The 20613-nt window shown below is 62.5% G+C and carries 22 protein-coding genes and 2 pseudogenes; 16 read left to right on the top strand and 8 right to left on the bottom strand.

From position 1 onward, the window contains the following. Positions 1-76 precede the first annotated feature (76 nt). From LGH82_RS32745 to LGH82_RS32730, 4 genes are all read left to right on the top strand, one after another. The gene (locus tag LGH82_RS32745) at positions 77-766 is read left to right on the top strand and encodes a TetR/AcrR family transcriptional regulator (RefSeq protein WP_227346655.1); all 690 of its coding nucleotides are present in this window, start codon (positions 77-79) and stop codon (positions 764-766) included. 154 nt (positions 767-920) lie between these two features. Beyond that, positions 921-1460: an SspB family protein gene (locus LGH82_RS32740; protein WP_227346654.1), complete on the top strand. Its 540-nt coding sequence runs from the start codon at positions 921-923 to the stop codon at positions 1458-1460. A 16-nt stretch (positions 1461-1476) separates the two neighbouring features. Beyond that, the gene (locus LGH82_RS32735) at positions 1477-1719 is read left to right on the top strand and encodes a DUF4169 family protein (protein ID WP_227346653.1); all 243 of its coding nucleotides are present in this window, start codon (positions 1477-1479) and stop codon (positions 1717-1719) included. Positions 1720-1737: 18 nt separating this feature from the next. After that, positions 1738-1962 (top strand): ribbon-helix-helix domain-containing protein, encoded by a 225-nt coding sequence (locus LGH82_RS32730; protein ID WP_227346652.1) that lies wholly within the window; start codon positions 1738-1740, stop codon positions 1960-1962. On the opposite strand, the gene LGH82_RS32725 is transcribed toward LGH82_RS32730, so the two are convergent. Beyond that, positions 1959-3761, bottom strand: coding sequence for a chloride channel protein (locus LGH82_RS32725; RefSeq protein ID WP_227346651.1), 1803 nt, complete (start codon positions 3759-3761; stop codon positions 1959-1961). The genes LGH82_RS32730 and LGH82_RS32725 overlap by 4 nt on opposite strands. A gap of 162 nt (positions 3762-3923) precedes the next feature. On the opposite strand from LGH82_RS32725, the gene LGH82_RS32720 reads away from it, so the two are divergent. From LGH82_RS32720 to LGH82_RS32710, 3 genes are all read left to right on the top strand, one after another. Next, the gene (locus tag LGH82_RS32720) at positions 3924-4352 is read left to right on the top strand and encodes a MarR family winged helix-turn-helix transcriptional regulator (protein ID WP_227346650.1); all 429 of its coding nucleotides are present in this window, start codon (positions 3924-3926) and stop codon (positions 4350-4352) included. Between the two features lie 129 nt (positions 4353-4481). Further along, positions 4482-4787 carry a hypothetical protein gene (locus tag LGH82_RS32715; RefSeq protein ID WP_227346649.1) on the top strand — a complete coding sequence of 102 codons (306 nt, stop codon included), beginning with the start codon at positions 4482-4484 and terminating at the stop codon, positions 4785-4787. 33 nt (positions 4788-4820) lie between these two features. Beyond that, positions 4821-5714: a sigma-70 family RNA polymerase sigma factor gene (locus LGH82_RS32710; protein ID WP_227346648.1), complete on the top strand. Its 894-nt coding sequence runs from the start codon at positions 4821-4823 to the stop codon at positions 5712-5714. Positions 5715-5729: 15 nt separating this feature from the next. Here the strand turns inward: LGH82_RS32710 and LGH82_RS32705 are convergent. From LGH82_RS32705 to LGH82_RS32695, 3 genes and pseudogenes are all read right to left on the bottom strand, one after another. Beyond that, a pseudogene (locus LGH82_RS32705) lies at positions 5730-9669 on the bottom strand (AsmA-like C-terminal region-containing protein). A gap of 128 nt (positions 9670-9797) precedes the next feature. Continuing rightward, on the bottom strand, positions 9798-10319 hold the full coding sequence (locus LGH82_RS32700; RefSeq protein ID WP_227346647.1) for a hypothetical protein: 522 nt from the start codon (positions 10317-10319) through the stop codon (positions 9798-9800). 132 nt (positions 10320-10451) lie between these two features. Beyond that, a complete protein-coding gene (locus tag LGH82_RS32695) occupies positions 10452-10814 on the bottom strand; it encodes a hypothetical protein (protein WP_264484408.1) in 363 nt (120 codons plus the stop codon). A gap of 53 nt (positions 10815-10867) precedes the next feature. Between LGH82_RS32695 and LGH82_RS32690 the strand changes: the two genes are divergently transcribed. Beyond that, positions 10868-12018, top strand: a protein-coding gene (locus LGH82_RS32690; protein ID WP_413771365.1) for an IS3 family transposase whose coding sequence is annotated in 2 segments (ribosomal slippage) — positions 10868-11132 and positions 11132-12018 — 1152 coding nt in all. Because the reading frame shifts where the segments join, the coding sequence is not laid out codon by codon here. Between the two features lie 87 nt (positions 12019-12105). Here the strand turns inward: LGH82_RS32690 and LGH82_RS32685 are convergent. After that, positions 12106-12315, bottom strand: a pseudogene (locus LGH82_RS32685) (helix-turn-helix domain-containing protein); the annotation flags it as partial. 82 nt (positions 12316-12397) lie between these two features. Between LGH82_RS32685 and LGH82_RS32680 the strand changes: the two are divergent. Continuing rightward, positions 12398-12928: a DinB family protein gene (locus LGH82_RS32680; RefSeq protein WP_227346645.1), complete on the top strand. Its 531-nt coding sequence runs from the start codon at positions 12398-12400 to the stop codon at positions 12926-12928. Between the two features lie 47 nt (positions 12929-12975). On the opposite strand, the gene LGH82_RS32675 is transcribed toward LGH82_RS32680, so the two are convergent. After that, a complete protein-coding gene (locus LGH82_RS32675; RefSeq protein WP_227346644.1) occupies positions 12976-14391 on the bottom strand; it encodes an FAD-binding oxidoreductase in 1416 nt (471 codons plus the stop codon). A gap of 141 nt (positions 14392-14532) precedes the next feature. Between LGH82_RS32675 and LGH82_RS32670 the strand changes: the two genes are divergently transcribed. Beyond that, on the top strand, positions 14533-15018 hold the full coding sequence (locus LGH82_RS32670; protein WP_227346643.1) for a thioesterase family protein: 486 nt from the start codon (positions 14533-14535) through the stop codon (positions 15016-15018). Between the two features lie 146 nt (positions 15019-15164). After that, entirely contained in the window at positions 15165-15362 is a 198-nt protein-coding gene (locus LGH82_RS32665) for a hypothetical protein (RefSeq protein ID WP_227346642.1), read from the top strand. Positions 15363-15438: 76 nt separating this feature from the next. Here LGH82_RS32665 and LGH82_RS32660 read toward each other — a convergent pair whose 3' ends face one another. Next, positions 15439-15918 (bottom strand): Lrp/AsnC family transcriptional regulator, encoded by a 480-nt coding sequence (locus LGH82_RS32660; RefSeq protein ID WP_227346641.1) that lies wholly within the window; start codon positions 15916-15918, stop codon positions 15439-15441. Positions 15919-16007: 89 nt separating this feature from the next. Between LGH82_RS32660 and LGH82_RS32655 the strand changes: the two genes are divergently transcribed. The 3 genes from LGH82_RS32655 (at position 16008) to LGH82_RS32645 (ending at position 18656) form a co-directional block, all read left to right on the top strand. After that, the gene (locus LGH82_RS32655) at positions 16008-16925 is read left to right on the top strand and encodes an EamA family transporter (RefSeq protein WP_227346640.1); all 918 of its coding nucleotides are present in this window, start codon (positions 16008-16010) and stop codon (positions 16923-16925) included. A 136-nt stretch (positions 16926-17061) separates the two neighbouring features. Next, complete coding sequence (locus LGH82_RS32650; RefSeq protein WP_227346639.1) at positions 17062-18210, top strand: histidine kinase dimerization/phosphoacceptor domain -containing protein; 1149 nt, start codon at positions 17062-17064, stop codon at positions 18208-18210. Then, a complete protein-coding gene (locus tag LGH82_RS32645; protein ID WP_227346638.1) occupies positions 18207-18656 on the top strand; it encodes a response regulator in 450 nt (149 codons plus the stop codon). Before LGH82_RS32650 ends, LGH82_RS32645 begins: the two co-directional genes overlap by 4 nt. 4 nt (positions 18657-18660) lie before the next feature. Here the strand turns inward: LGH82_RS32645 and LGH82_RS32640 are convergent, their stop codons facing one another. Beyond that, the gene (locus LGH82_RS32640; protein ID WP_227346637.1) at positions 18661-19560 is read right to left on the bottom strand and encodes a dienelactone hydrolase family protein; all 900 of its coding nucleotides are present in this window, start codon (positions 19558-19560) and stop codon (positions 18661-18663) included. Between the two features lie 256 nt (positions 19561-19816). Between LGH82_RS32640 and LGH82_RS32635 the strand changes: the two genes are divergently transcribed. Together LGH82_RS32635 and LGH82_RS32630 are read left to right on the top strand one after the other, a co-directional pair. Further along, positions 19817-19963, top strand: a complete 147-nt coding sequence (locus LGH82_RS32635) for a hypothetical protein (RefSeq protein WP_227346636.1) — start codon at positions 19817-19819, stop codon at positions 19961-19963. 9 nt (positions 19964-19972) lie between these two features. Then, positions 19973-20407 carry a hypothetical protein gene (locus tag LGH82_RS32630; protein ID WP_227346635.1) on the top strand — a complete coding sequence of 145 codons (435 nt, stop codon included), beginning with the start codon at positions 19973-19975 and terminating at the stop codon, positions 20405-20407. Positions 20408-20613 lie beyond the last annotated feature (206 nt).

The raw sequence follows: 20613 nt of genomic DNA, 5'->3' as shown, positions 1-20613 counted from the left end.
GTGGAACCTCTTCGTATCGTGTCCACAAATTTAGACAGTCTTGTCTAAATCGTCAATCACCTCTATATAGATTTTTATGAGACCAAGCGTTTCTCCTGACACTTTTCCGCCACGCGGCCACGAGGCCAAGCGCGTGTCCATTGTTGACTCCGCGGCGTCCGTTTTCTGCCGCGAGGGCTTCGCCGGCGCCAACATCGACCTGATCGCGGTCGAGGCCGGCGTCTCGCGCCAGACCGTCTACAATCATCATGGCGACAAGGAAAAACTCTTCGTTGCCGTGGTTCGCGACCTCACCGAGCGTTGCAACGCCGGCATCTTTGCCACCATTTCCACCTTCCCCGACCAACCCAGGGATCTCGAGGCCGATCTGATCGCCTTCGCGGTGCGCATGAACCATAACTGCATCTGCAACCGCGACGGAAAATTCCTGCGCAAGCTGATCCAGACCGAGGGCGAGCGCTATCCCGAGCTGTTTGCCGAGTGGCGCGAACAAGGACCCGGCAGGACATGGCCGGCGCTTGCCGCCCGCTTTGCCCGCCTCGCCTATGGCGGTTACCTCGCGATCGACGATCCCGATGTCGCGGCGCGGCAGTTTCTAGGCCTCGTCAACGCCGAACTGCAGACAATTTTCATGCTCGGCGGCACGCCTCGGGACGATGAGGTGCTGCAATCGGCGACCAATGGCGTGCGCACCTTCCTGCGCGCCTTCGGCAGGCGCAAGTCCGCGGCCAGTACAGAAAAGCTCGGCGCGCTCGCCAACACGTAGATCGTTTTGCCAGGCTTCTTGAAATGCGGCCCAAACGATCAAAATAGACGGCGACAGGCCTAGCTTAGGCACGGCCTCGATCTATATGCCGGTTTACGCCGCCCTCAAGCTTGATTACAGCTATGCGGAAGATTCAACGGAACCTGACCGTCACATGGCCGACGACCACATCCGCTACGACATTCTGGCCCAGGAGGCATTGCGCGGCGTCATGCGCAAGGTTCTGGCCGAGGTCGCGCGCACCGGCCTGCCCGGCAACCATCATTTCTTCATCACCTTCCTGACCGGTGCGCCAGGCGTTCGCGTGTCTTCAAGGCTGCGCGAGCGCTATCCCGAACAGATGACCATCGTCATCCAGTTCCAGTATTGGGACTTGAAAGTGACGGATACCGGCTTCGAGGTTGGGCTGTCCTTCTCCGATGTTCCGGAAAAGCTGGAAATTCCGTTCTCGGCGGTGCGCGGCTTTTATGACCCGTCTGTCAATTTCGAACTCGAGTTCGATGTCAAGACGGATGGCGCGGCAGCCGACGAGCCAGCCGCTCAAGCCCCGCCCGAGACGCTGACAATCGTCTCCGAGAAAAAGCCGAAGGCCGAGAAGAAGGCCGCGGCCGAGGCCGAGAAGAAGCCCGCGGCGACGGATGCCGCTGCCAAGGGCGCGGAAGTCGTCTCGCTAGACGCCTTCCGCAAGAAGTGACCTGACGAGCCACGCCATGGGCGACATCGTCAATCTGCGCCAGGCCAGAAAACAGAAGGCGCGGGACGAGAAGCTGAGCGCCGCCGAACAGAACCGGGCATTACACGGCCGTTCCAAGGCGGAGAAACAGCGCGACCGGCTGATCGCCGAAAAGGCCGAAAAGTTCGTCGCCGGCCATCGTCGTGAGCCCGGCGACAAGGGCAGCCAAAGCGTCGGGCCGAAAAGTGCGCCGCTGTTTTCGGACGAACCTGATGCCTAGCAAAATGAGACTCCGCCCGTGAGCGCGGTGGTAAAACGCTCGGTGACCATTCGCGGCCACCGCACCAGCTATTCCCTCGAAAAGCCCTTCTATGACGACCTCATCGCGATCGCGGCGACCAGAAAGCTGACGCTCGCCGCACTTGTCGCGGAAGTCGACGCGACTCGCCCCCGCGACACCAACCTGTCCTCGGCCCTAAGGCTTTATGTCCTGGAGTGGGCGAAGCGCGACGCGGTTTCCTAGACGCCCTCTACCACGTCTTCCTTTTTCTCGCGTCTCGTGCCGAAGCCGATCAAGGTCGAGCGATCGCGCTCCTCGGCCTGTTTCCGCGACCGCACGCGCATCAGATCCTTCCAGCCGACATAGCCGACCAGCCGTGCGTCCTCGCGCGTAACCACGGGCAGATGGGAAACATTCGCCATCAGCAGCTTGTCGGAGAGGCCTTCCAGATACTCATCCGGATAGGCCAGCGTGACTTTGCTTCCGGCCAGCAATTCGCCGAGCGTCGTGGTGCGATGCGTGCCCGCGCGTCTCCAGCGCAGGATCGCCGGTGGATCGATGAGACCGAGCACATGCCCGTCCTCATTGACCACGGGAAAACTCGGATGCCGCGTTTCCGGCGCGGTCAGGAACGCCGCCGCGCCATGCAGCGTCATCGTCGACGGCACGCTCTCGACATTTGAGGTCATCACCTCGCGCACCCTGGTCAAGGCGAAGGGATCGACCCGGTATTCGCGAACTAGGTGGTGTCCCCTCCTGGCGATTTTCTCGGTCAGGATCGAACGCTTCATCAGGAGCACGGTGACGGCGTGCGCCGCCGCACAGGCCGCGATCAGCGGCACCAGCATATGCGTGTTGCCGGTCAGTTCCACCGCGAAGAAGGTGGCGGTCAGCGGCGCCCGCATCGTGCCGCCCATGGTTGCCGCCATTGCCAGCAGCGCCCAGAAGCCCGGATCCGCCGCGGGCAGGATGCCCGCCAGCACCGCCCCCATCGCGCCGCCCATGATCAAAAGCGGCGCCAGCACGCCTCCGGATGTCCCCGAACCCAGCGCAACCGACCAGATGATGGCCTTTACCACCAGCAGGATGAGTGCTGCCGTGGCGACCATGCGGCCATCCAGCATATCGGCGATGTTGTCATAGCCGACGCCGAGCGCCCGCGGTTCGATCAACCCGCCGATGCCGACCACCAGACCGCCAATCATCGGCCACCACATCCAATGAATGGGCAGTTTCTGAAAACCGTCCTCGCAGGCATAGACCATCTGCGTCAGCAGCCCCGACAACAGCCCCGCACAAATGCCGATCGCAACCCAGCCGCCAAGGCCGACAAAGGAAATCTCCATCCCGCCCTGGAACGGAAAGATCGGTCCGGGAAGATGCAGCATGGTGCGTTCGACCTCGGCGATAACAGCCGCGACCGCCACGGGAATGAAGCTGCGCGGCGTCCATTCGAAGAGCAGCAGTTCCACCGCCAGCATGATGGCGGCGATCGGCGTTCCGAATACGGTGGTCATGCCGGCCGCCGCGCCAGCCACAAGCAGCGTCTTGCGTTCATTGTCGCTGACCGGCAGCATCTGCGCGATCAGCGAGCCGATGGCGCCACCGGTCATGATGATCGGGCCTTCGGCGCCGAATGGTCCGCCGGAGCCGATCGAGATCGCCGACGATAGCGGCTTCAGGATCGCAACCTTGGCATCAAGCCGCGACCGCCCAAGCAGGATCGCCTCGATGGCCTCGGGAATGCCGTGGCCGCGAATCTTCTCGCTGCCGAAGCGCGCCATCAGGCCGATGATCAGCGCGCCGATGACCGGAACAATCGCCGCGGCAAGCCCAAGCGGCGTATCTTGCAGCTTCAGGTCGGCAAGCGAAAACTGGCCGAAATAGGCGATGTTGGTGGCAAGCCGGATCAGCTTCAACAGCGCGATGCCGGCAAACAGGCCCGCGGTCGCCACGACCACGGCTATGGCGGCAATGAGCAGCACGCTTGCATCGGTCGTGAAATCCCTGAGGTGGTCGGGCTTGGGTTGATGGGTCTTCATGGCAGCTCTGCTTCCTGGCGGCGGGCCGTATCTGGGACAGGCGGCAGGATTGCGGGCCAGCCGGCTTTTCAACCTTCATGTATCGTAACACGATATAAATATTCAAGCTGGTTTTGCACGAAAACCGTTTGAGCTTTTGCCGGAATGGAACAAAGGTCGGATATGACGCTGCCCAGGAAAACACGCCCCACCATCAGCCAAGCCGATTACCAGCGCCTGTCCGAGTTCCGCTACCTGATCCGCCGTTTCCTCGAATTCAGCCAGGTGCAGGCGGAAGGCGCCGGCCTGACCCCGCGCCAGCATCAGGCGCTGCTGGCGATCAAGGGCTTTCCGGGCGGCGGTCCGGTGACGATTGGCGATCTGGCGGAGCGCTTGCGCATTCGCCACCATAGCGCCGTCGAGCTGGTCAATCGTCTTGGCGAGGCTGGGCTGGTCACAAGGGATCAGGACAAGGACGATCAGCGCCGCGTCCTGCTACGATTGACCGAGCACGCCGACGACTGCCTTGCGGAATTGTCGGCCACGCATCTCGACGAGCTTTCAAGGATCGAGCCTATGCTGAAACGTCTGCTCGTCCGAGACGGTGGGTGAATCACGCCCCATCGGCATTGGTATGATGGGCGATGGGGAAATATTTTCCTGAGATCGAATCCTTTGGCTTCCCGCAACGTCTGAGACATGAGCGGCCGGCAGGACGCAGGGCTGCCAAAGGAGCAGATGATGAAACACCACCTCATACGCTACAGGACGAAACCCGAAATGGCCGACGAGAACGAGCGGCTGGTGAAAGCCGTGTTCCAGGAGTTGCGTGGCAAATCGCCTGAAGGTGTCCGCTACATGACGTGGAGGTCCGATGACGGTACCTTTGTCCACCTCGTCGAGGTCGAAACCGGGGAGCACGCGAATGTCATTCCCGGGCTTGTCGCATTCGAGGCCTTTCAGAATGGCATCAGGGATCGCTGCATCGAGTTTCCACATCGCGACGTGATGACGGTGGTGGGCAATTATCGGATGCTGGACGAATAAAGCGATGGAACGACGTCACGAAACGACAGGCGCATGACCATCACTGGCGATATCCGCGAGCCTTTCGATCGCCTGTTCGGCGAATTGCGTCCGAAGCTGCACCGCTATTGCGCCCGCATGACCGGCTCGGTCATCGACGGCGAGGATGTGCTGCAGGAAGCGCTTGCCAAGGCGATCGAAGCCTTGCCGGACGTCGGTCCGATCGCCAACCCGGAAGGCTGGCTGTTTCGTATCGCTCACAATGCGGCACTCGACCTTTTGCGCCGCCGCGCCCGTGAGAAGGCCTTTTCCGGCGAGGACCTGGATATGATCATCGATCCGGCAAACCCCACCATCGAACGAGAGGCCGCGGCTGCCAGCCTGCGTACCTTCATGCGCCTTCCCGTCGCGCAGCGATGCAGCGTCATCATGATGGACGTGCTCGGCTATTCGCTACAGCAGATCAGCGTCATCCTCGACACCAGCATTCCCGCCATCAAGGCCGCCCTGCATCGCGGTCGTGGCCGCCTGCGCGAAATCGCCGATGAGCCGGAAGAGCTTCCATCACCATTCCTGAGTACGTCGGAGCGTTCGCTGCTCGAAGCCTATATCGATCGCTTCAACGCCCATGATTTCGATGCCGTCCGCGACATGCTGGCCGAGGACGTGCGGCTGGAGTTGGTGGCGAGAACGCGGCTGAACGGGCGCAAGGAAGTGAGTACCTACTTCCACAATTATTCCACGAGGCAGGACTGGCGCTTCGTCCCCGGCTTTGTGGAAAACCGGCCGGCGGTCCTTGTCTGCGACCCCGATCCGACAGCGCCGCCATCCTATTTCATCCTGCTGGCGTGGCAGGCCAGGCTTCTCGGCATCCGCGATTTTCGCCACGCCCGCTACGCCGCCGATGGTGCCGAAATGTCCGTGTTCCGGGAGCCGTCGTTGGAATAACGGCACCCTCTCCCGTCAGCCGCCATCCAGCGATTTCAGCAGATTGTCGATTGCAGACGGCGCAAGCTTTGGCGCGGACTGGGCCGGCGACGGATTGTCGTTGACAGGCGGCAGCGGCACCCGCTCGATCCGCGGCTCCTGCTGCGCGGCCTTGCGTTCGGCATCGCGCCTGGCCTTTTCCTGCGCGGCGATCCGCGCCGCCTCTTGCGCCTTCTGGCGCTCCTGTTCCTCGACCTGTGCCTTCACCGCCGCGTCGGCGGCCTGCTGCTTGGCCTTGGCGGCCGCATCGGCATCTGCTTTCGCCTTGGCGTCTGCATCCGCCTTTGCCTTGGCATCAGCCTCCACCTGCGCCTTTGCATCGGCTTCTGCCTGGGCCTTGGCCTCGGCTTCAGCTTTCGCCTTGGCTTCAGCCTCGGCTTTCTGCCGCGCCGCTTCCTCTTCTTGCTTGCGTAATTCCTCGGCGGCCTTGTCGCGCTCGGTCTGCAGCGCCGCGTAGTAACGCACCTCGCGCCGCAGCCGCTGCTTTTCGAGCAGTGCCGCCTGCATCGCCTCGACCCGCTGCTGCTCCTTTTCCAGCGCGCGCTGGGTCAGGAACTGCGCCAGCGGCTCACTGTCGAAGGTCTTCTTGGTGGCGCCAAATGGCCCCTCGATGTTGAAGTTCACGCTCGGTTCGGAGCCCACGAGTGACTCGTCGCCGGGTTTGTAGGTGATGGCGCCCTTGGCGATCACCTTGCTGGCGTTGAGATCCGCCGTGATGTCCGCGGACAAGGTCGCCGTTGGATTTGCAAGGCTGATCGGCGGCGCCCTCAACGTGCCGCCGGCAACCGTGAAGGCAATGTCTGCATCCCCGGCGGGAAAACTGCCGTCGCCGGCAATCTGTGGCGCGAAGCCGGCGGTCTTGGCCACGTCGATATCGCGTCCGATAGTATCGGCCTTGGCGATGAAGACGCCAAAGGCATCCGGGTTGAAGCCGGCAATGGCCATTCCCTTCAGCGCCGCCGTGCCGGAGCCGGAGAGTGCGGCCACCATCGCATCGACCGATTTGCCGCTGGTCGAAAGCGATGTCGAGAAATCACCGTTACCATTGATCCCGGCTTCCGGCAGCGCCGTCGCCAGATCGGCGCCGGCGAGCTTCACCTGGCCAGAAAGAAGGCCGGTGCCGTCATTGTTCTTCAGCTCGAACAGGCCAGTCAGCGTACCACCGAGAAACTTTGCCTTGAGATCGGAAACGCGGATGCCTTCCTGGTCGAGCTTCAACGAGAGCTTTGCGTCATAGGCCGTGGCGAACGGACCGGCGGCAAGCGATGCGGCGGTCAGGTCGAGGTCCGCCGTGAACGGCAGGCTGGATTTCTGGCTGAAAGGCGCCGTCGGCCAGCCGCCATTGGTGCCAAGAAAGGCCTGGTCGCCGAACAGCGACACCGCCATCGGGTCGAGATCCAGTTCGTCCAGCATCAGTGCGCCCGACAGATGCGGCAGCCCGTTCTTCACATCGATGTTCACGTCGCCGGAAACCGCCGCCTCGTTGATGGCGCCGCTGAGACCATTCAGCACGAGCAGGCCGTTGCCATAGTCGGCGTCGGCAGCGAGCGACGTCGGCATGCCCGCGCCCATGCCCGGCAGGCCGATGCCGGTTGTCATCAGCCATGGCTCGATATCGGCGGCTTCAAGGCTGACCTTGCCCTTGGCGCTGGGACCTTGCGCCGGATCGGCGATCGTTCCGTCGAAGCCGACCTTGAAATCATTGCCATGCAGGTTGAAGCTCGTCGCCAGACCGCCGCCCAGCGTACCCTTGGCCTGGATGTCCGTGCTGGCTTCGCCAAGCATGCCGAGCGGCAGCGCCGGCAGGCCGTAGAGCGCCAGCAGCGCGGTAGCGTCGGGATTCTTGGCGTTGAAGGTCAACGTCACCGGTGCATCGGCAAGCGCATTGACCTTCCCCTTGCCGGACAGCGATGCCGAAAAAGCCGAACCACCGGCTTTCCCCTGCCCGCTGACCGCGAGCCCGGTCGTGCCGTCGCCATTGTCGGCGGCACTTGCCACAAGGTCGACGCGCGCGTCTTGGAACAGATCGGGATACCCAGCCGCGCGGGCCGACAGGCCCTTCAACACCGCATTGTCCGGATAATGCTGCGCCGCGACGTCAATCAGCGGCTTCAGGTCGACCGCAACCACGGACGCATCGAGCTTGCCTGTCGTGTTCACGGGAAAATCCTTGATCCGCCCGGTGGCGCTGATCGAGGCGCCGGCAAGTCCGCCGATCGCCAGCTTGTCGATTTCGAGCAGCCCGTCGCGCAGCCTCAGCGCCGTATCAACAGTATCGGCGGTCAGGCCGCCGGCACTGACCGGCCCGGCCTTGATGGAAATCGAGGTCGCGATCGGAAAAGCGGTTGGCGCCCTTGTCGCTGACGAAGATGGAGGCGAAGGCCGCCAGCCCGTCGACATCGAGGTCGCCGCCTTCCAGGCGCATCAGCACGGAGGGCTTGGCGTCGTCGGGCTGGCTGGAATCGATGCGGCCGGAAAACCTGGCCTTGCCGAGGATCAATTCGAGATCGCTGAACGACTGCAGCTTGTCGGTCAGCTCGACCTTGGCCTTGAAGCCGGCGGCGGGCAGCCGGCGGATCGCTTCATCGACATCCTTCGACAGCCATGCGGCGAACCCCGAGGGCTGTGCGACGGCCACAAGCAGCGAACCGGTGAAGCCGAAATGGTCCTGCACGCTGAGCAGCCCATTGGCTTCAAGCGTCGTCCGTCCCGGCAACGTCGCGGCCAGCGACTTCACCGACCAGCCGCCATCGGTCGGCTCGGCGGAAAGCTGCACATTGCGAACGGTCGTATCGCCGGCCACCACCGCCGGCAGCTTCACTTCGAGCGTGCCTGGAATGGTCGGCTTCGGCAGACTGAGCAGGGCTTGTTCGAAGGCCGCGACGCGCTGCGCCAATGTCAGTCCGGCGCCGCCGGCGGCACCCACGGCCTCGTCGAACTGCACCTGCGCGCCGCTCGCTTCGATGGAAAACCTTGGCTTCAGCCCGAGATCGATCGAGGCCTTGCCGTCGGCGGTATAGGGATTGTCCAGCGGCCCTGTTTCGAAGCGGAATTCATCGATGCCGAGCTTCTGGTGGTCGAGCGCGAACTTGCCGTTCAGCCTGAAGCCGGGATCCGGCTTGCCCGTGCTGACCTTGACCGTGTCGCCATCCGTACCGCGCAATTGCCCCGAATTCTTGTCGGCGCCGGAGATCTTGAATTGCCCCGAATAGACAGCTGCACCCCTGACGATGCCGGCATTGCCGTCGGTCTCGATGGTCAGCGGATAGGCATCGGGATCAACCTTGAGCCGGAGCCGTGTCTGACTGGAGCCGTCGGCCTTTCCAGTGGAAGCGGCGATCGTGCTGCGCAAACCGTCCAGCCGCAGCGACCCGTCCATCCGCCACGGTCCGGCCAGCGACTTGGCCGAGATCGTTGAATTGATCTCCGAAATCAGATGGCTGCGCCCGCCGGCGGCATGGCGCAACTCTATCTGGCCTTCCGTCACCGTCAGCTTCTCGATCGATATCTGGTTGAGATCGAAGGGGGAGGATGGACGCATCGCCCAATCGACGGTGCCATCGGCGGCAATGTCGATCGTCGCCTTCGGATGCACCAGCCGCATGTCGAAGATCAGCACTTCGCCGCGCAGGAAGGGCGCGAGTTCGGCATCCATCGAAAAGGTCTCGACGGTCATCGCCGGCTGGCCGCCGGGGCCGCCGGCAACGGCGACATTCGAGAAGGTCACGGACGGAAACGGCAGCAGCCTTGCCGTGGCATCGCCCTGCACCGTCACCTTGCGACCAAGAATGGCGCTCGCCTCGCGCTCGAACTCGGCGCGGTAGCCTGTCCAGTCGATAAAGTACGGCACCACCAGCGCCGCAAGCAGCACCAGCACAAAAAGACCACCGAAGATCACGAACAGGCGAGCGAGCATCAGCTCCAAAACGGTTGATTGAAATTCAGCCGCACTCTATCCGCATCCGCGTGTCGATAAAGAGGCAATATCCCTTCGGGGCCGCCCGCGAGCACAATCTTCGTTCGCTCGGTCGCGGGCGAAAAAACTCAACGCGCGTCGCGCTTTGCCTGCGCCACCTTGGCCGCTTGCCGCTGCCTGCCGAGTTCCATCGGACGAACCAGGTTCTGCGCCCTCTGGTTGGCAATCGCGCGCATGCCCTTATGCGCCGTGCGGGTGTTGAATTCAGGCCCGGCAGGTGCCGTTTTCTGCTTCATGGCCAGCGCGTGGCGCGCATTTTCTACCAGCGAAACGCTGGCCGCCAATTGCCGACGGCGCTCGGCCTCGCCGTTCAGCCTTCGCATGGCCATGGCCAGCACCGCGAGCTTCAACTGCGAACCACCATCGGCTTTCGAAGGCGTGGCGCCCTTTGCCGCGCCCTTGCCGCGTATTTCACGGCGGCGCCGATGTGCCTCGGCCTGAGCCTTGTCGCGCCGCCCCCGCAATAGCTTCACCAGGCCAGCGAGGTCGGCGTCGGACAGTTCCTGCACCGCCGGATGGTGCGATTTCTCCACCAGCGCATGTTCGTCCGCGCTCAGCGCCCGAGCCTCGTCCTTGCGTGAAATCGCCATGACACCATTCCTCCACTGACACGCCTGCACAATTCAGGCTATTCCGCACCGAAAGTCTCGGCCCGAATGGCGGCGCGGTCAAGACGAGCCCTTTCGCTATTGTCACGGTGTGAAGGCTGTATGCCCTGCCAATCAGCCTGCGGATCGACCGCGCAGATATGCACGGACCAGCCCGATGAGTTCCGCTCTCAATGCCGGCGATTCGAGTTCGCCATATCGTGCCGCCGCATGGACAACCCCTTCGACGGCGGCGGACAGCACGCGCCCCGCAACGGCATCGCGCTCGGGGTCGGCCTGGCCCGAAGCCCGCGGAATGATGGATTGATAGCGGCGCTGATATTCCACTTCGAATGTGTCCGAGCGCCCAGCAAGCGGCACTTCGTCGAGCAGGACGCGATGCAACCGCTGATCGACCTTGTGGGCCGCGGCGACGCCATCGATCAGCTTCGCCACGCGTTGCTCGAGCGTGGTCGCTACGTCGCGTTCATCCGCAATGTGGACTTGCCCCGAAAAAGTGGAGAGTTTCCTTCTGATGAAAGGCGACCTCGATGACGAAACAGAGACAGTTTACGGATGCGTTCAAGGCGGAGGCGGTTGGCCTTGTGCGAACGAGCGGTCGGACGAAGCGGCAGATCGCGGAGGATCTTGGTGTTGGTTTCTCGACGCTGACGCGATGGATGGGTCGGCAGCTGGATCGTGAGATGGGCGATCCTGGGCGTCCGCCTGATGCTGATGTCGCCGCTGAATTGAAACGGCTGCGGCGGGAGAATGAAATCCTTCGGCAGGAGCGGGATATCTTGAAACGGGCGACGGCTTTTTTCGTCAAGGAGGGAAGTCGGTGAGGTTCGCGCTCATCGACCAGGCGAAGAAGGATTTCCCTGTGGACCGTTTGTGCGCGACGCTGGGTGTCAGCCCGAGCGGCTACTTTGCCTGGGGGCGCCGGCCGGCGTGCCGCCGGCAGCGCGACGACATGATAATGCTGGCGCATGTGCGATCGTCGTTCGCGCTGTCGAACGGAACCTATGGTAGCCCGCGCATGACGCGGGAACTGCAAGACAATGGCTTTGCCATTGGCCGGCGACGAACGGCGCGTCTGATGCGGGAGAATGGCCTCCAGGCAAGACAGAAGCGGCGGTTCAAGCGCACGACGGACAGCGAACACGCCTTTCCGGTTGCCCCCAATGTCATCGACCAGGATTTTGCCGCCACTGGTCCCAACCAGAAATGGGGTGCCGACATCTCCTACATCTGGACGCGGGAGGGCTGGTTGTACCTTGCTGTCGTCATCGATCTGTTTGCCCGCAAGGTCGTTGGCTGGGCTGCTGGCAACCGGCTACACCGCAGCCTGGCTCTGGCAGCGCTCAACAAGGCGTTCGTCATGCGGCAGCCGGAACCCGGCCTCATTCACCACTCCGACCGCGGCAGCCAATATTGTTCTATCGACTACCAAGCCGAATTGCGTGCCGCCGGCGTCATCATCTCAATGTCAGGCAAGGGCAATTGCTTTGATAACGCCATGGTCGAAACATTCTTCAAGACGCTGAAAACTGAACTGATCTGGCGCACCTCTTTCCTTACCCGCGCCGATGCCCAAGCCGCCATTGCCCGATATATCGACGGCTTCTACAATCCCATCCGGCGGCATTCCGCGCTCGACTACATCAGCCCGATGCAGTTCGAGCGAAACGCCGCCGAATGAGCAACCCGCTCTCCACTTTACCGAAGCAAGTCCAATGGATATCGCCGCGAGCACTGCATCGAGATGGCGTTTGCGGATCTCCTCCGCCAGCGCCAGCTTGTTGGGGAAATACTGATAGATCGAGCCAACGCTGACGCCGGCGGCCGAAGCCGTCTCGTTGGTGGTGAAACGCGCCCAGCCGCGCTGGGCCAGAACGCGAGCCGCAGCCTCGACAATGACATCGACGGTCGCGCGAGAACGCTGTTGCCGTGGCGCTTTGCGCACGCTTCCATGCTGTGGGGGAACGCGAGTAGCCATGATCCGGCTTCTTCACCAAAATGCGCATGTCAGCTCACCTCTATCGAGCCAGTCGCGCCATGCAAGTGAATGAGAGGCCCTTATGAGCAGCAAGACACTGCTTCTATCCCTGTTCCGCTACAAATCCTGGGCTGATGATGAACTCCTCGCCCTGATGGCCGGGATCGAGAACGACATCGCCGAGGACCAGCTTGGCGCGATCCTTGAAACCATCAATCACGCACATGTCGTCGACAGGATCTTTGCGTCGAACATCCAGAAGCAGAAACACTTCTATCGGGACACCGGCACGAGCAACACACCGACGCTCGCCGAGCTGTCAGCGGCAATCACCGAAACGGACCGGTGGTACCTCCGATATGTCGAACAGGTGGAACCGGAAGAACTGGCGGAGACGATCCTCTTCACCTTCACGAGTGGCGCCCCCGGGCAAATGTCGCGCGAGGAGATGCTGGCGCACGTCATCACCCACGGCGGCTATCATCGTGGCGAAGTCGGCCGCATCGTGACCCAACTGTCCAAATCTTCCTCCCCCGACACGTTCACCGGCTATCTCCACCAGGCCGAGCCTACGCGCCGCGCGCCACTCCAATCGGAGATTTTCAGGACATGAAGATGCCGGCTCCCGCCAGCGTCTTCATTGCTATGGCCAGGTGATCCCTACCCGGCGCCCGGTAATATCTTGCCCGGGTTCATGATGTTCAGCGGATCCAGCGCCTGCTTGATGGTGCGCATGACGTCGACGCCGTGGCCGAGTTCATGGCGCAGGAAGCCGACCTTGCCCTGGCCGATGCCGTGCTCGCCGGTGCAGGTTCCCTCCATGGCGATGGCCCGCATGTTGAGCCGCGCCACGAATTTTTCCGACAGTGCGATCTCCTTGGGATCATCGACGTCCATCAGCACCAGCACGTGGAAATTGCCGTCGCCGGCATGGCCGACGATCGGCGCGATCAGCCCCATCTCGGCGATATCGGCCTCGGTTTCCATGACGCATTCGGCAAAGCGCGAGATCGGCACGCAGACATCGGTCGAAAGCCCCTTGGCGCCTGGCCGCAGTGTCAGCGACGACCAGTAGGCGTCGTGTCTTGCTTTCCACAGCTTCGTCCGTTCCTCGGCGATGCTGGTCCACAGGAATGGCCCGCCGCCGTTCTCTTCCGCGATCATGCCGAAGGTCTCGGCCTGCTCGGCAACACCCGCATCGCTGCCGTGGAACTCGACGAACAGGCATGGGCTTTCCGGATAGTCGAGCTTCGAATAGTTCTTCATCGCCCGCATCTGCAGCCCGTTGACCAGTTCAATGCGCGCCACCGGAATGCCCATCTGGATCGTCGCGATCACCGCGTTGCAGGCCGCCTCGACGCTCGGAAACGGGCAGACGCCACCGGAAATCGCTTGCGGAATACCCTGCAGCTTCAAGGTCAGCGCGGTGATGATGCCAAGCGTGCCTTCCGAGCCGATCAGGAGCCGCGTCAGGTCATATCCGGCCGAACTCTTCTTTGCGCGCTTGCCTGTCGTCACCGTCTCGCCATCGGCCATGACCGCCGTCAGCGAAAGCACATTCTCGCGCATCGTACCGTAGCGCACGGCGTTGGTGCCGGACGCTCGCGTCGCCGCCATACCGCCGAGCGAGGCATTGGCGCCCGGGTCGATCGGGAAGAACAGGCCGGTGTCACGCAGATGCCGGTTGAGGTCCTCGCGCGTCACACCGGGCTCGACGGTGCAGTCGAGGTCCTGCGGATTGACCGAGAGGATGCGGTTCATGCGCGATGTGTCGACCGAGATGCCGCCGCCCGGCGCATTGGTGTGGCCTTCTAGCGAGGAGCCGACACCGAAAGCAATCACCGGCACGCGGTGCGCGGCACAGGCGCGCACGATCTCCTGCACTTCGGCCGTAGACTCCGGAAAGGCGACGCCGTCCGGCGCCTGCGTCGGGATATAGGTGGTGGTGTGCGCATGCTGCGAACGGATCGCCTGGCCGGTCTGGAAGCGCTCGCCGAACCGCTGCTTGAGGATGCCGAGCACCGCGGCTATCCCCTCCTCGTTGCGTTCGACCGGATTGAGGTCGCTCAGAGCCATGAATTCCTCCGCGAATGGACTAGCGTCCATGCTTGCCATGCAGCTATGCGAATGGGCCAGCGCCCACGCTTGTTATGCATGCATGGATGCGTAGTCTGCCCTGCCACGCTCTGTCCAGCGCCACGATAAGGAACTGCCTGCATGAACATCCCCACCCCCTTCGTCTCCAAGGCCATGGACATCGAGAAGGACTGGATCGACTATAACGGCCATCTCAACATGGCCTACTACAACGTCATCTTCGACCGTGGCACGGACGAGGCTTTCGAAATGATGGGCATTGGACTGGACTATGTAAAACAGCGGCGGCTGACCATCTACACGGCGGAAATCCATGTCTGCTACGTCCAGGAACTGCATCTCGACCACAAGGTCACCGTTTCCATGCAGGTCCTCGACCACGACGAAAAGCGCTTGAGAACCTATCAGGAAATCCGCCACGTGGATGGCTGGCTGGCCGCCACGTCCGAAACACTGTCGCTGCATGTCGACATGTCTGGCCCGAAGGTAGCGCCCTTCCCGGCCGACGTTCTGGCCAGCATCGAGGCGGTGCGCGCGGCCCATTCCGCGCTGCCGACGCCGGAGCGCGCCGGCCGATCGATCGGTATCCGCCGCAAGACCGCTTGAAGCGGCCGCCTGCCCACGTTAACCTTACCAAGGTTTTAACGGGAACAAGCCAATTGAGCCGTTGAACGACTCAGCGGAGCGGCCGAAAACGCTCCGCATGAGTTGGGATATGGGCGGCGGGGCAGAAGCCGGTTCGAGGGACGTGCATGAAAACCGACATCAAGGTCGAGGTGGACAGGCTGGCCGCCGATCCACGCATCACCGACTATGATTTCTGGCGCTCGCTCAAGAACGTCAACAATGAAATCTTCCACATCGCCAACAACAACGAGCCGATCCCCTTCGACATGATCCGCTGGCGCGCCATCCTGAAGCGGGCGCGCATGAAGCGTGGACATATTTGACGCTGGCAATCGGCCTGCGGCCGATGCAGCCAATTTCTTGAAAGTCCGCACAAGCAAGCGTACGGAATGGCCTCGTTCAAGCCGGGCGCTTGAGTGCCCCCAACGGCGAGCGCGCCACCACCGGTGACGACTGGATGATCGCCGTGTTGGTCATCGCGTAAGGGATGATCCGGTCGATCACCCGTTCGAGTTCGGCCACCGAGCCGACATGCGCCAGCGCGATGAAACAGTCCTCACCCGTCACCCGGTCGCATTGCGCGATTTCCGGCAGCTCGCGGATGATCTCGGCCACGACAGCCAGTTGCCCCGGCACTGGCCGGATGCGCAGCCATGCCGACAGCGTCATGCCGAGAGCGGCCGGGTTGATCCGCACCGTATAGGCCTCGATCACCTCGTTCTCCTGCAGCCGCTTGATGCGTTCGGCCACGCTTGGCGCCGACAGGCCGACCGCGCGCGCCAACTCAGCGGTGCTGGTGCGTGCATCTTTTTCCAGCAGGCGCAGGATTTTCAGATCCGCCGCATCGAGTTCGGCATTTTCGCTTCGAAGGCGTTTCAATGAAAAATCCTTGCATCCGGAAAGACGTGTTCGATTTCCGCCGATCATCATCCATATGAATCGCGGATATCGCCTGCGATACTGATCGCATGGATGACCGAACGCAAGCACCAGCCGCAAGCCCTGCCCTCGCCGCATCAGGCTTCACGGGCCTGGCAGCCTCGCTACCGCCGGATGCGTGGTTTGGCGTCAGCGCCATCTTTCACTATCTCGGGCCGGCGTTCGCGGTCCTGCTTTTCCCGCATGTCGGCGTGCTCGGTATGGCGTGGCTGCGCATTGCCACCGCCGCCCTGATCTTCGCACCGCTGACCCGCCCCCGGAGAACTCTCGCGAACGCCGACCGCTCGACGCGGGTTTTGCTCCTGGCCTTCGGCGCCTGTCTGGCCGTGATGAACTGCTCGTTCTATCTGGCGCTCGACCGCTTGCCGATCTCGCTGGTCGCGGCGATCGAATTCGTCGGCACCATCGGCATCGCACTGATCGGGCTGGGAAGCCCGCGAAATCTCGCGGCACTCGCTGTCGCCGTCACCGGTACCTTGCTTTTGATCGATGTGAAGTGGTCGAGCGATCCCATCGGCCTGTTCTGGGCCTTTCTCAACGGCGCGCTGTTCATCGGCTACATTGTGCTCGGCCACCGTGTCGCCCGCTCGGGCGCGGGCAACGGCATCGCTGGCCTTGGCGCGGCCATGGCCGTCGCCTTCCTCGTCGTGGTGCCGATCGGCTTGACCGACGCGCTGCCCGCTTTTTTCTCACCGCCCCTGCTACTCGCGGCAATCGGTGTTGGCATCTGCTCTTCGGTCATTCCTTACATCTGCGATCAGCTCGCCATGTCACGTCTGCCGCGCGCCAGTTTCGCGCTTATGCTGTCGCTGCTGCCGGTCACCGCGACGCTGATCGGTATCCTCGTGCTACATCAGATCCCGAGTTTGACCGATATTGTTGGCATCGCGCTGGTGGTCGCCGGCGTCGCCTTTCACAGGCCTGCCTCCACGGAAATCAAGCAGTAAACACAAACCTTTTCAGTTGCTTACACAAATCCGGTTGCGGTTCCCTGATTCGACCCAGCTGCGACAAGATGGCTCAAGATTGAACCATCTCGCCGCCGAGCCGTTGCTTTTCACGAAAACGGCTTGGAGTGAAAGAATGGACTGGAAACAGACCAGGGAACCGGCCGACGCATGGCACATGACGGACGATTTGCATGCCGAACACGGCAAGGGCGATCCGTTCGCAGCGGCTATACGCGCCACTCGCATGTCGATGATCATCACCGATCCGCGACGCCCAGACAACCCGATCGTCTTTGTCAACGACGCCTTCCTGCGTCTCACTGGCTATGAACGGCAGGAGGTGATGGGCCGCAACTGCCGCTTCCTGCAGGGTCCCAAAACCGACAAATCGATGATCGACAAGGTGCGGGATGCGATCGCCGGCGAAACCGATGTCAGCGTCGACCTGTTGAACTACCGCAAGGACGGCTCGACCTTCTGGAACGCGCTCTACATCAGCCCTGTCTCCAATGATCGCGGCGAACTGCAGTTCTACTTCGCCTCGCAGCTCGATGTCACCGACCGCAAGCGGTCGGAGCACCGCATCACCGCCGACAAGGACCGCTTCGAGAAGGCGGTCAAGGAGCGCACGCAGGAACTCGAAGCAGCGCTCGATGCGCAGACAACTCTGCTTCACGAGGTCGACCACCGCGTGAAGAACAATCTGCAGATGATCTCGTCGCTGATCGTCATGCAGAGCCGAACGATCAAGGATGACGGCATTCGTCAATCGATGACCACGATGCTGGAGCGCATCGAAGCCTTGAGCACGGTGCATCGGCGGCTCTACCAATCGAAGGACGTCAGCAGGTTCGATGTCTCGGATTTCGCCCGCGACCTCATATCGGACCTTCTCACCGCCTCGGGACGCACGGAGATCAAGTCGAAGCTTGAACTGGAACCCGTCGTTATTCCGGCGGAAAAGGCGACACCCGTGGCGTTGATGGTCAACGAACTGGTCACCAACGCGCTGAAACATGCCTTCAAGCAAAAGCCGGATGGAACCACCGCCGGCAGCATCGGCATCAAGATGAGCCAGCCCGATGGCCATTTCAATATCGAGGTGTCCGATGACGGTGTCGGCATGGCCGAGGCAAACGGCGATGCCTCCTTCGGCATGCGGCTGATCAAGTCGCTTGCCCGGCAATTGCGCGCCGACATTGAGTGGCAGGACGCGGGGCCCGGCACCAAGGTTGTCATCTCGATGCCGAACGAACCGCAGCACAAGGGGAACATGTCATGATTGAACCGCTGAAGGTCCTGATCGTCGAGGACGAGGCGTTGCTGGCAATGGAATTGGAAAGCCTTGTCGAGGAGGCCGGCCACAGCGTCGTCGGCTGGGCGACGTCATCGGCGGAAGCCCGCGGCATGATCGACTCCACCGATGCGGATATCGCCTTTGTCGACATCCATCTGACCGACGGCCCGACCGGCGTCGATGTGGCTGAATATATCGGCGAAGGACAACACTCGATGGTCGTGTTCATGACCGCCAATCCTAAGCGCATTCCCGAGCACTTCGCCGGCGCGATCGGCGTCATCGCCAAGCCCTACACGATGAACGGACTGGCGTCGGCGCTGCGCTACCTTCAGGAGGGCGTGCGCCGTCCGCCGCCGGTATCCGTCCGGCCGGCGGGCTTCACCCTGTCGCCGGCATTCGAGGTCGACTGGGCTCCGGCAGTCGCCTGAACCGTCACGCCAGCTTCTGCTTGAGGAAGGCGACGGTCCGGCCCCAGGCAAGGTCCGCCGCCGCCTTGTCGAAGCGCGCCGCCGATGTGTCGTTGTTGAAGGCATGATTGGCGCCTTCGTAAACATAGACAGCATATTCGACATGTGCCGCGTCGAGTTCCTTCTTGAAGGCATCGATGCCGGCATTGGTGCGCGTGTCCAGACCGGCGTAATGCAACAGCAACGCCGCCTTGATCTTCGGCACATCCTCGGCCTTCGGCTGCATGCCGTAATAGGCGACGGCGGCAGCAAGATCGGGCGCGTTGACGGCGAGCATGTTGACCGTGCCGCCGCCCCAGCAGAAGCCGACGGCCCCAACCTTGCCATTGCCATCCTTGTCGCCTTTCAGGTAGGCGACCGTTGCCACGGCATTGGCGGCCACCTGTGCCGGGTCAAGCGTCGAAAACAGGTCGCGCACCTTGTCCTCGTCATCTGGAGTGCCGCCAAGCGGCGACATGAAGTCGGGCGCCAGCGCCACGAAACCTTCAAGCGCCACGCGCCGCGCCACGTCGCGTATATGCGGGTTGAGCCCCCTGTTCTCATGCACCACGATGACCGTGCCGAGCGTGCCGGTCTGATCCGCCGGCCTGACCAGATAGCCCTTCATGTCGCCGCCGCTGCCTGGATAGGTGATGTCCTCGCCTTTCAGGCGCGGATCGCCATCGGCGACGATTGCCGCCTGTGCCGAATTCGCCGCCAGCAGCGGTGCGATCGCGGCGGCCGCCACGCCAGATCCCGCAAGCCTGGTCAGATGGTCCATGAAGCGGCGACGGTCGAGCGTCAGATGCGTGTACTCGTCATAGGCGTCGATCATCGCTTGGGTGATGGCGGGCCTTGCGGGCGTGGTGGCGTCGGATTGTGTCATGGCGCACTCCTCGGTTCTGAAAATGCCGTCGATGTCAGCAAGATAGGAGCGAGGTTGACATAGTCCAGCGACGACCGGGTTGCGCCGTGGACAGTCGCCGGGCCCTCGCCGTGAGGTGATTGCGCCCGCGCCGTCATCACATTTTGGTCATCGGTGAAAAATCTCGATGGTACTGCCCCAATATATAGGGAGACTACCTCGGTTGGCTGTGCCCACTTCTGGCGCAATCACCACCTGACCAGAAGGAGCAATACAGATGACTTTCCCGATCTTCGCCAGCGCATTCGTGCTCGCCGCCGCCGCCCTTCTGGCATTGCGCTCGGCGATTGCCAACGCGGGCCGGCAATCCATGGTCAAGGTTCGCGCCAATCAGCGCCCCGTAAACACGAAAACCCAAGGTTGAGGTGAAGTCATGAACGTCCAGGACATTGTGAACACCGTCTCGCAAAAAGCCGGCCTCGACCAGGCAACCACCGAAAAGGTGGTCGGCACCATTTTCTCGGTGATGGAGCATGAGGCGGATGGCACGACCATTTCCAGCTTCTTCGCCAAGATTCCGGGCGCCGATGACCTCGCTCACCAATATGACGTCATGGCCGCGGCGCCTGCCAGCGGTGGCGGGTTCCTGTCGTCGCTGCAGGGCGCGCTCGGTGGTGTTCTCGGTGAAAAGGCCGGCGCATTGGTCAATGGCCTCGCCGCGCTCAAGGGGGCAGGCATCGACATGGCGCAGATCCAGCAGGCGGGCACAGTGCTGATCCAGCAAGCCGAGGCTGCCGCCGGCCCGGGCCTGACCAACCAGGTGCTTGGCTCGGTGCCGAGCCTCAAGAGCCAGCTCGGTCTCGGCTAGGTCGACACAGTCCTAGCCGGCTAAGGGTTTGCGCTGCGGCGCCAGCATTTGACCGAATGCGCCGACACCGCCGGTCGCGCCCGCCAAGCGCGGACCCACGCCAAGATGGCAGTCCGGGTTTGGGTCCCAGGCCTTGTCGCACCCGGCTGCCGCAAGGCCTTAACGGCCATATCCAGCACTTTACCAGAACAAAACGTAGACACTTC

This window comes from Mesorhizobium sp. PAMC28654 (genome assembly GCF_020616515.1).
Taxonomy (GTDB): Bacteria; Pseudomonadota; Alphaproteobacteria; order Rhizobiales; family Rhizobiaceae; genus Mesorhizobium.
Note: the sequence above shows the minus strand (reverse complement) of the source record. Positions and strands in the feature narration are given on the sequence as shown.

Excerpts from the sequence above, each read along its gene's own strand:
- LGH82_RS32745 (WP_227346655.1), top strand. The coding sequence starts at position 77 with ATGAGACCAAGCGTTTCTCCTGACACTTTTCCGCCACGCGGCCACGAG.
- LGH82_RS32740 (WP_227346654.1), top strand. The coding sequence starts at position 921 with ATGGCCGACGACCACATCCGCTACGACATTCTGGCCCAGGAGGCATTG.
- LGH82_RS32735 (WP_227346653.1), top strand. The coding sequence starts at position 1,477 with ATGGGCGACATCGTCAATCTGCGCCAGGCCAGAAAACAGAAGGCGCGG.
- LGH82_RS32725 (WP_227346651.1), bottom strand. The coding sequence starts at position 3,761 with ATGAAGACCCATCAACCCAAGCCCGACCACCTCAGGGATTTCACGACC.
- LGH82_RS32720 (WP_227346650.1), top strand. The coding sequence starts at position 3,924 with ATGACGCTGCCCAGGAAAACACGCCCCACCATCAGCCAAGCCGATTAC.
- LGH82_RS32715 (WP_227346649.1), top strand. The coding sequence starts at position 4,482 with ATGAAACACCACCTCATACGCTACAGGACGAAACCCGAAATGGCCGAC.
- LGH82_RS32710 (WP_227346648.1), top strand. The coding sequence starts at position 4,821 with ATGACCATCACTGGCGATATCCGCGAGCCTTTCGATCGCCTGTTCGGC.
- LGH82_RS32700 (WP_227346647.1), bottom strand. The coding sequence starts at position 10,319 with ATGGCGATTTCACGCAAGGACGAGGCTCGGGCGCTGAGCGCGGACGAA.
- LGH82_RS32680 (WP_227346645.1), top strand. The coding sequence starts at position 12,398 with ATGAGCAGCAAGACACTGCTTCTATCCCTGTTCCGCTACAAATCCTGG.
- LGH82_RS32675 (WP_227346644.1), bottom strand. The coding sequence starts at position 14,391 with ATGGCTCTGAGCGACCTCAATCCGGTCGAACGCAACGAGGAGGGGATA.
- LGH82_RS32670 (WP_227346643.1), top strand. The coding sequence starts at position 14,533 with ATGAACATCCCCACCCCCTTCGTCTCCAAGGCCATGGACATCGAGAAG.
- LGH82_RS32665 (WP_227346642.1), top strand. The coding sequence starts at position 15,165 with ATGAAAACCGACATCAAGGTCGAGGTGGACAGGCTGGCCGCCGATCCA.
- LGH82_RS32655 (WP_227346640.1), top strand. The coding sequence starts at position 16,008 with ATGGATGACCGAACGCAAGCACCAGCCGCAAGCCCTGCCCTCGCCGCA.
- LGH82_RS32650 (WP_227346639.1), top strand. The coding sequence starts at position 17,062 with ATGGACTGGAAACAGACCAGGGAACCGGCCGACGCATGGCACATGACG.
- LGH82_RS32645 (WP_227346638.1), top strand. The coding sequence starts at position 18,207 with ATGATTGAACCGCTGAAGGTCCTGATCGTCGAGGACGAGGCGTTGCTG.
- LGH82_RS32640 (WP_227346637.1), bottom strand. The coding sequence starts at position 19,560 with ATGACACAATCCGACGCCACCACGCCCGCAAGGCCCGCCATCACCCAA.
- LGH82_RS32635 (WP_227346636.1), top strand. The coding sequence starts at position 19,817 with ATGACTTTCCCGATCTTCGCCAGCGCATTCGTGCTCGCCGCCGCCGCC.
- LGH82_RS32630 (WP_227346635.1), top strand. The coding sequence starts at position 19,973 with ATGAACGTCCAGGACATTGTGAACACCGTCTCGCAAAAAGCCGGCCTC.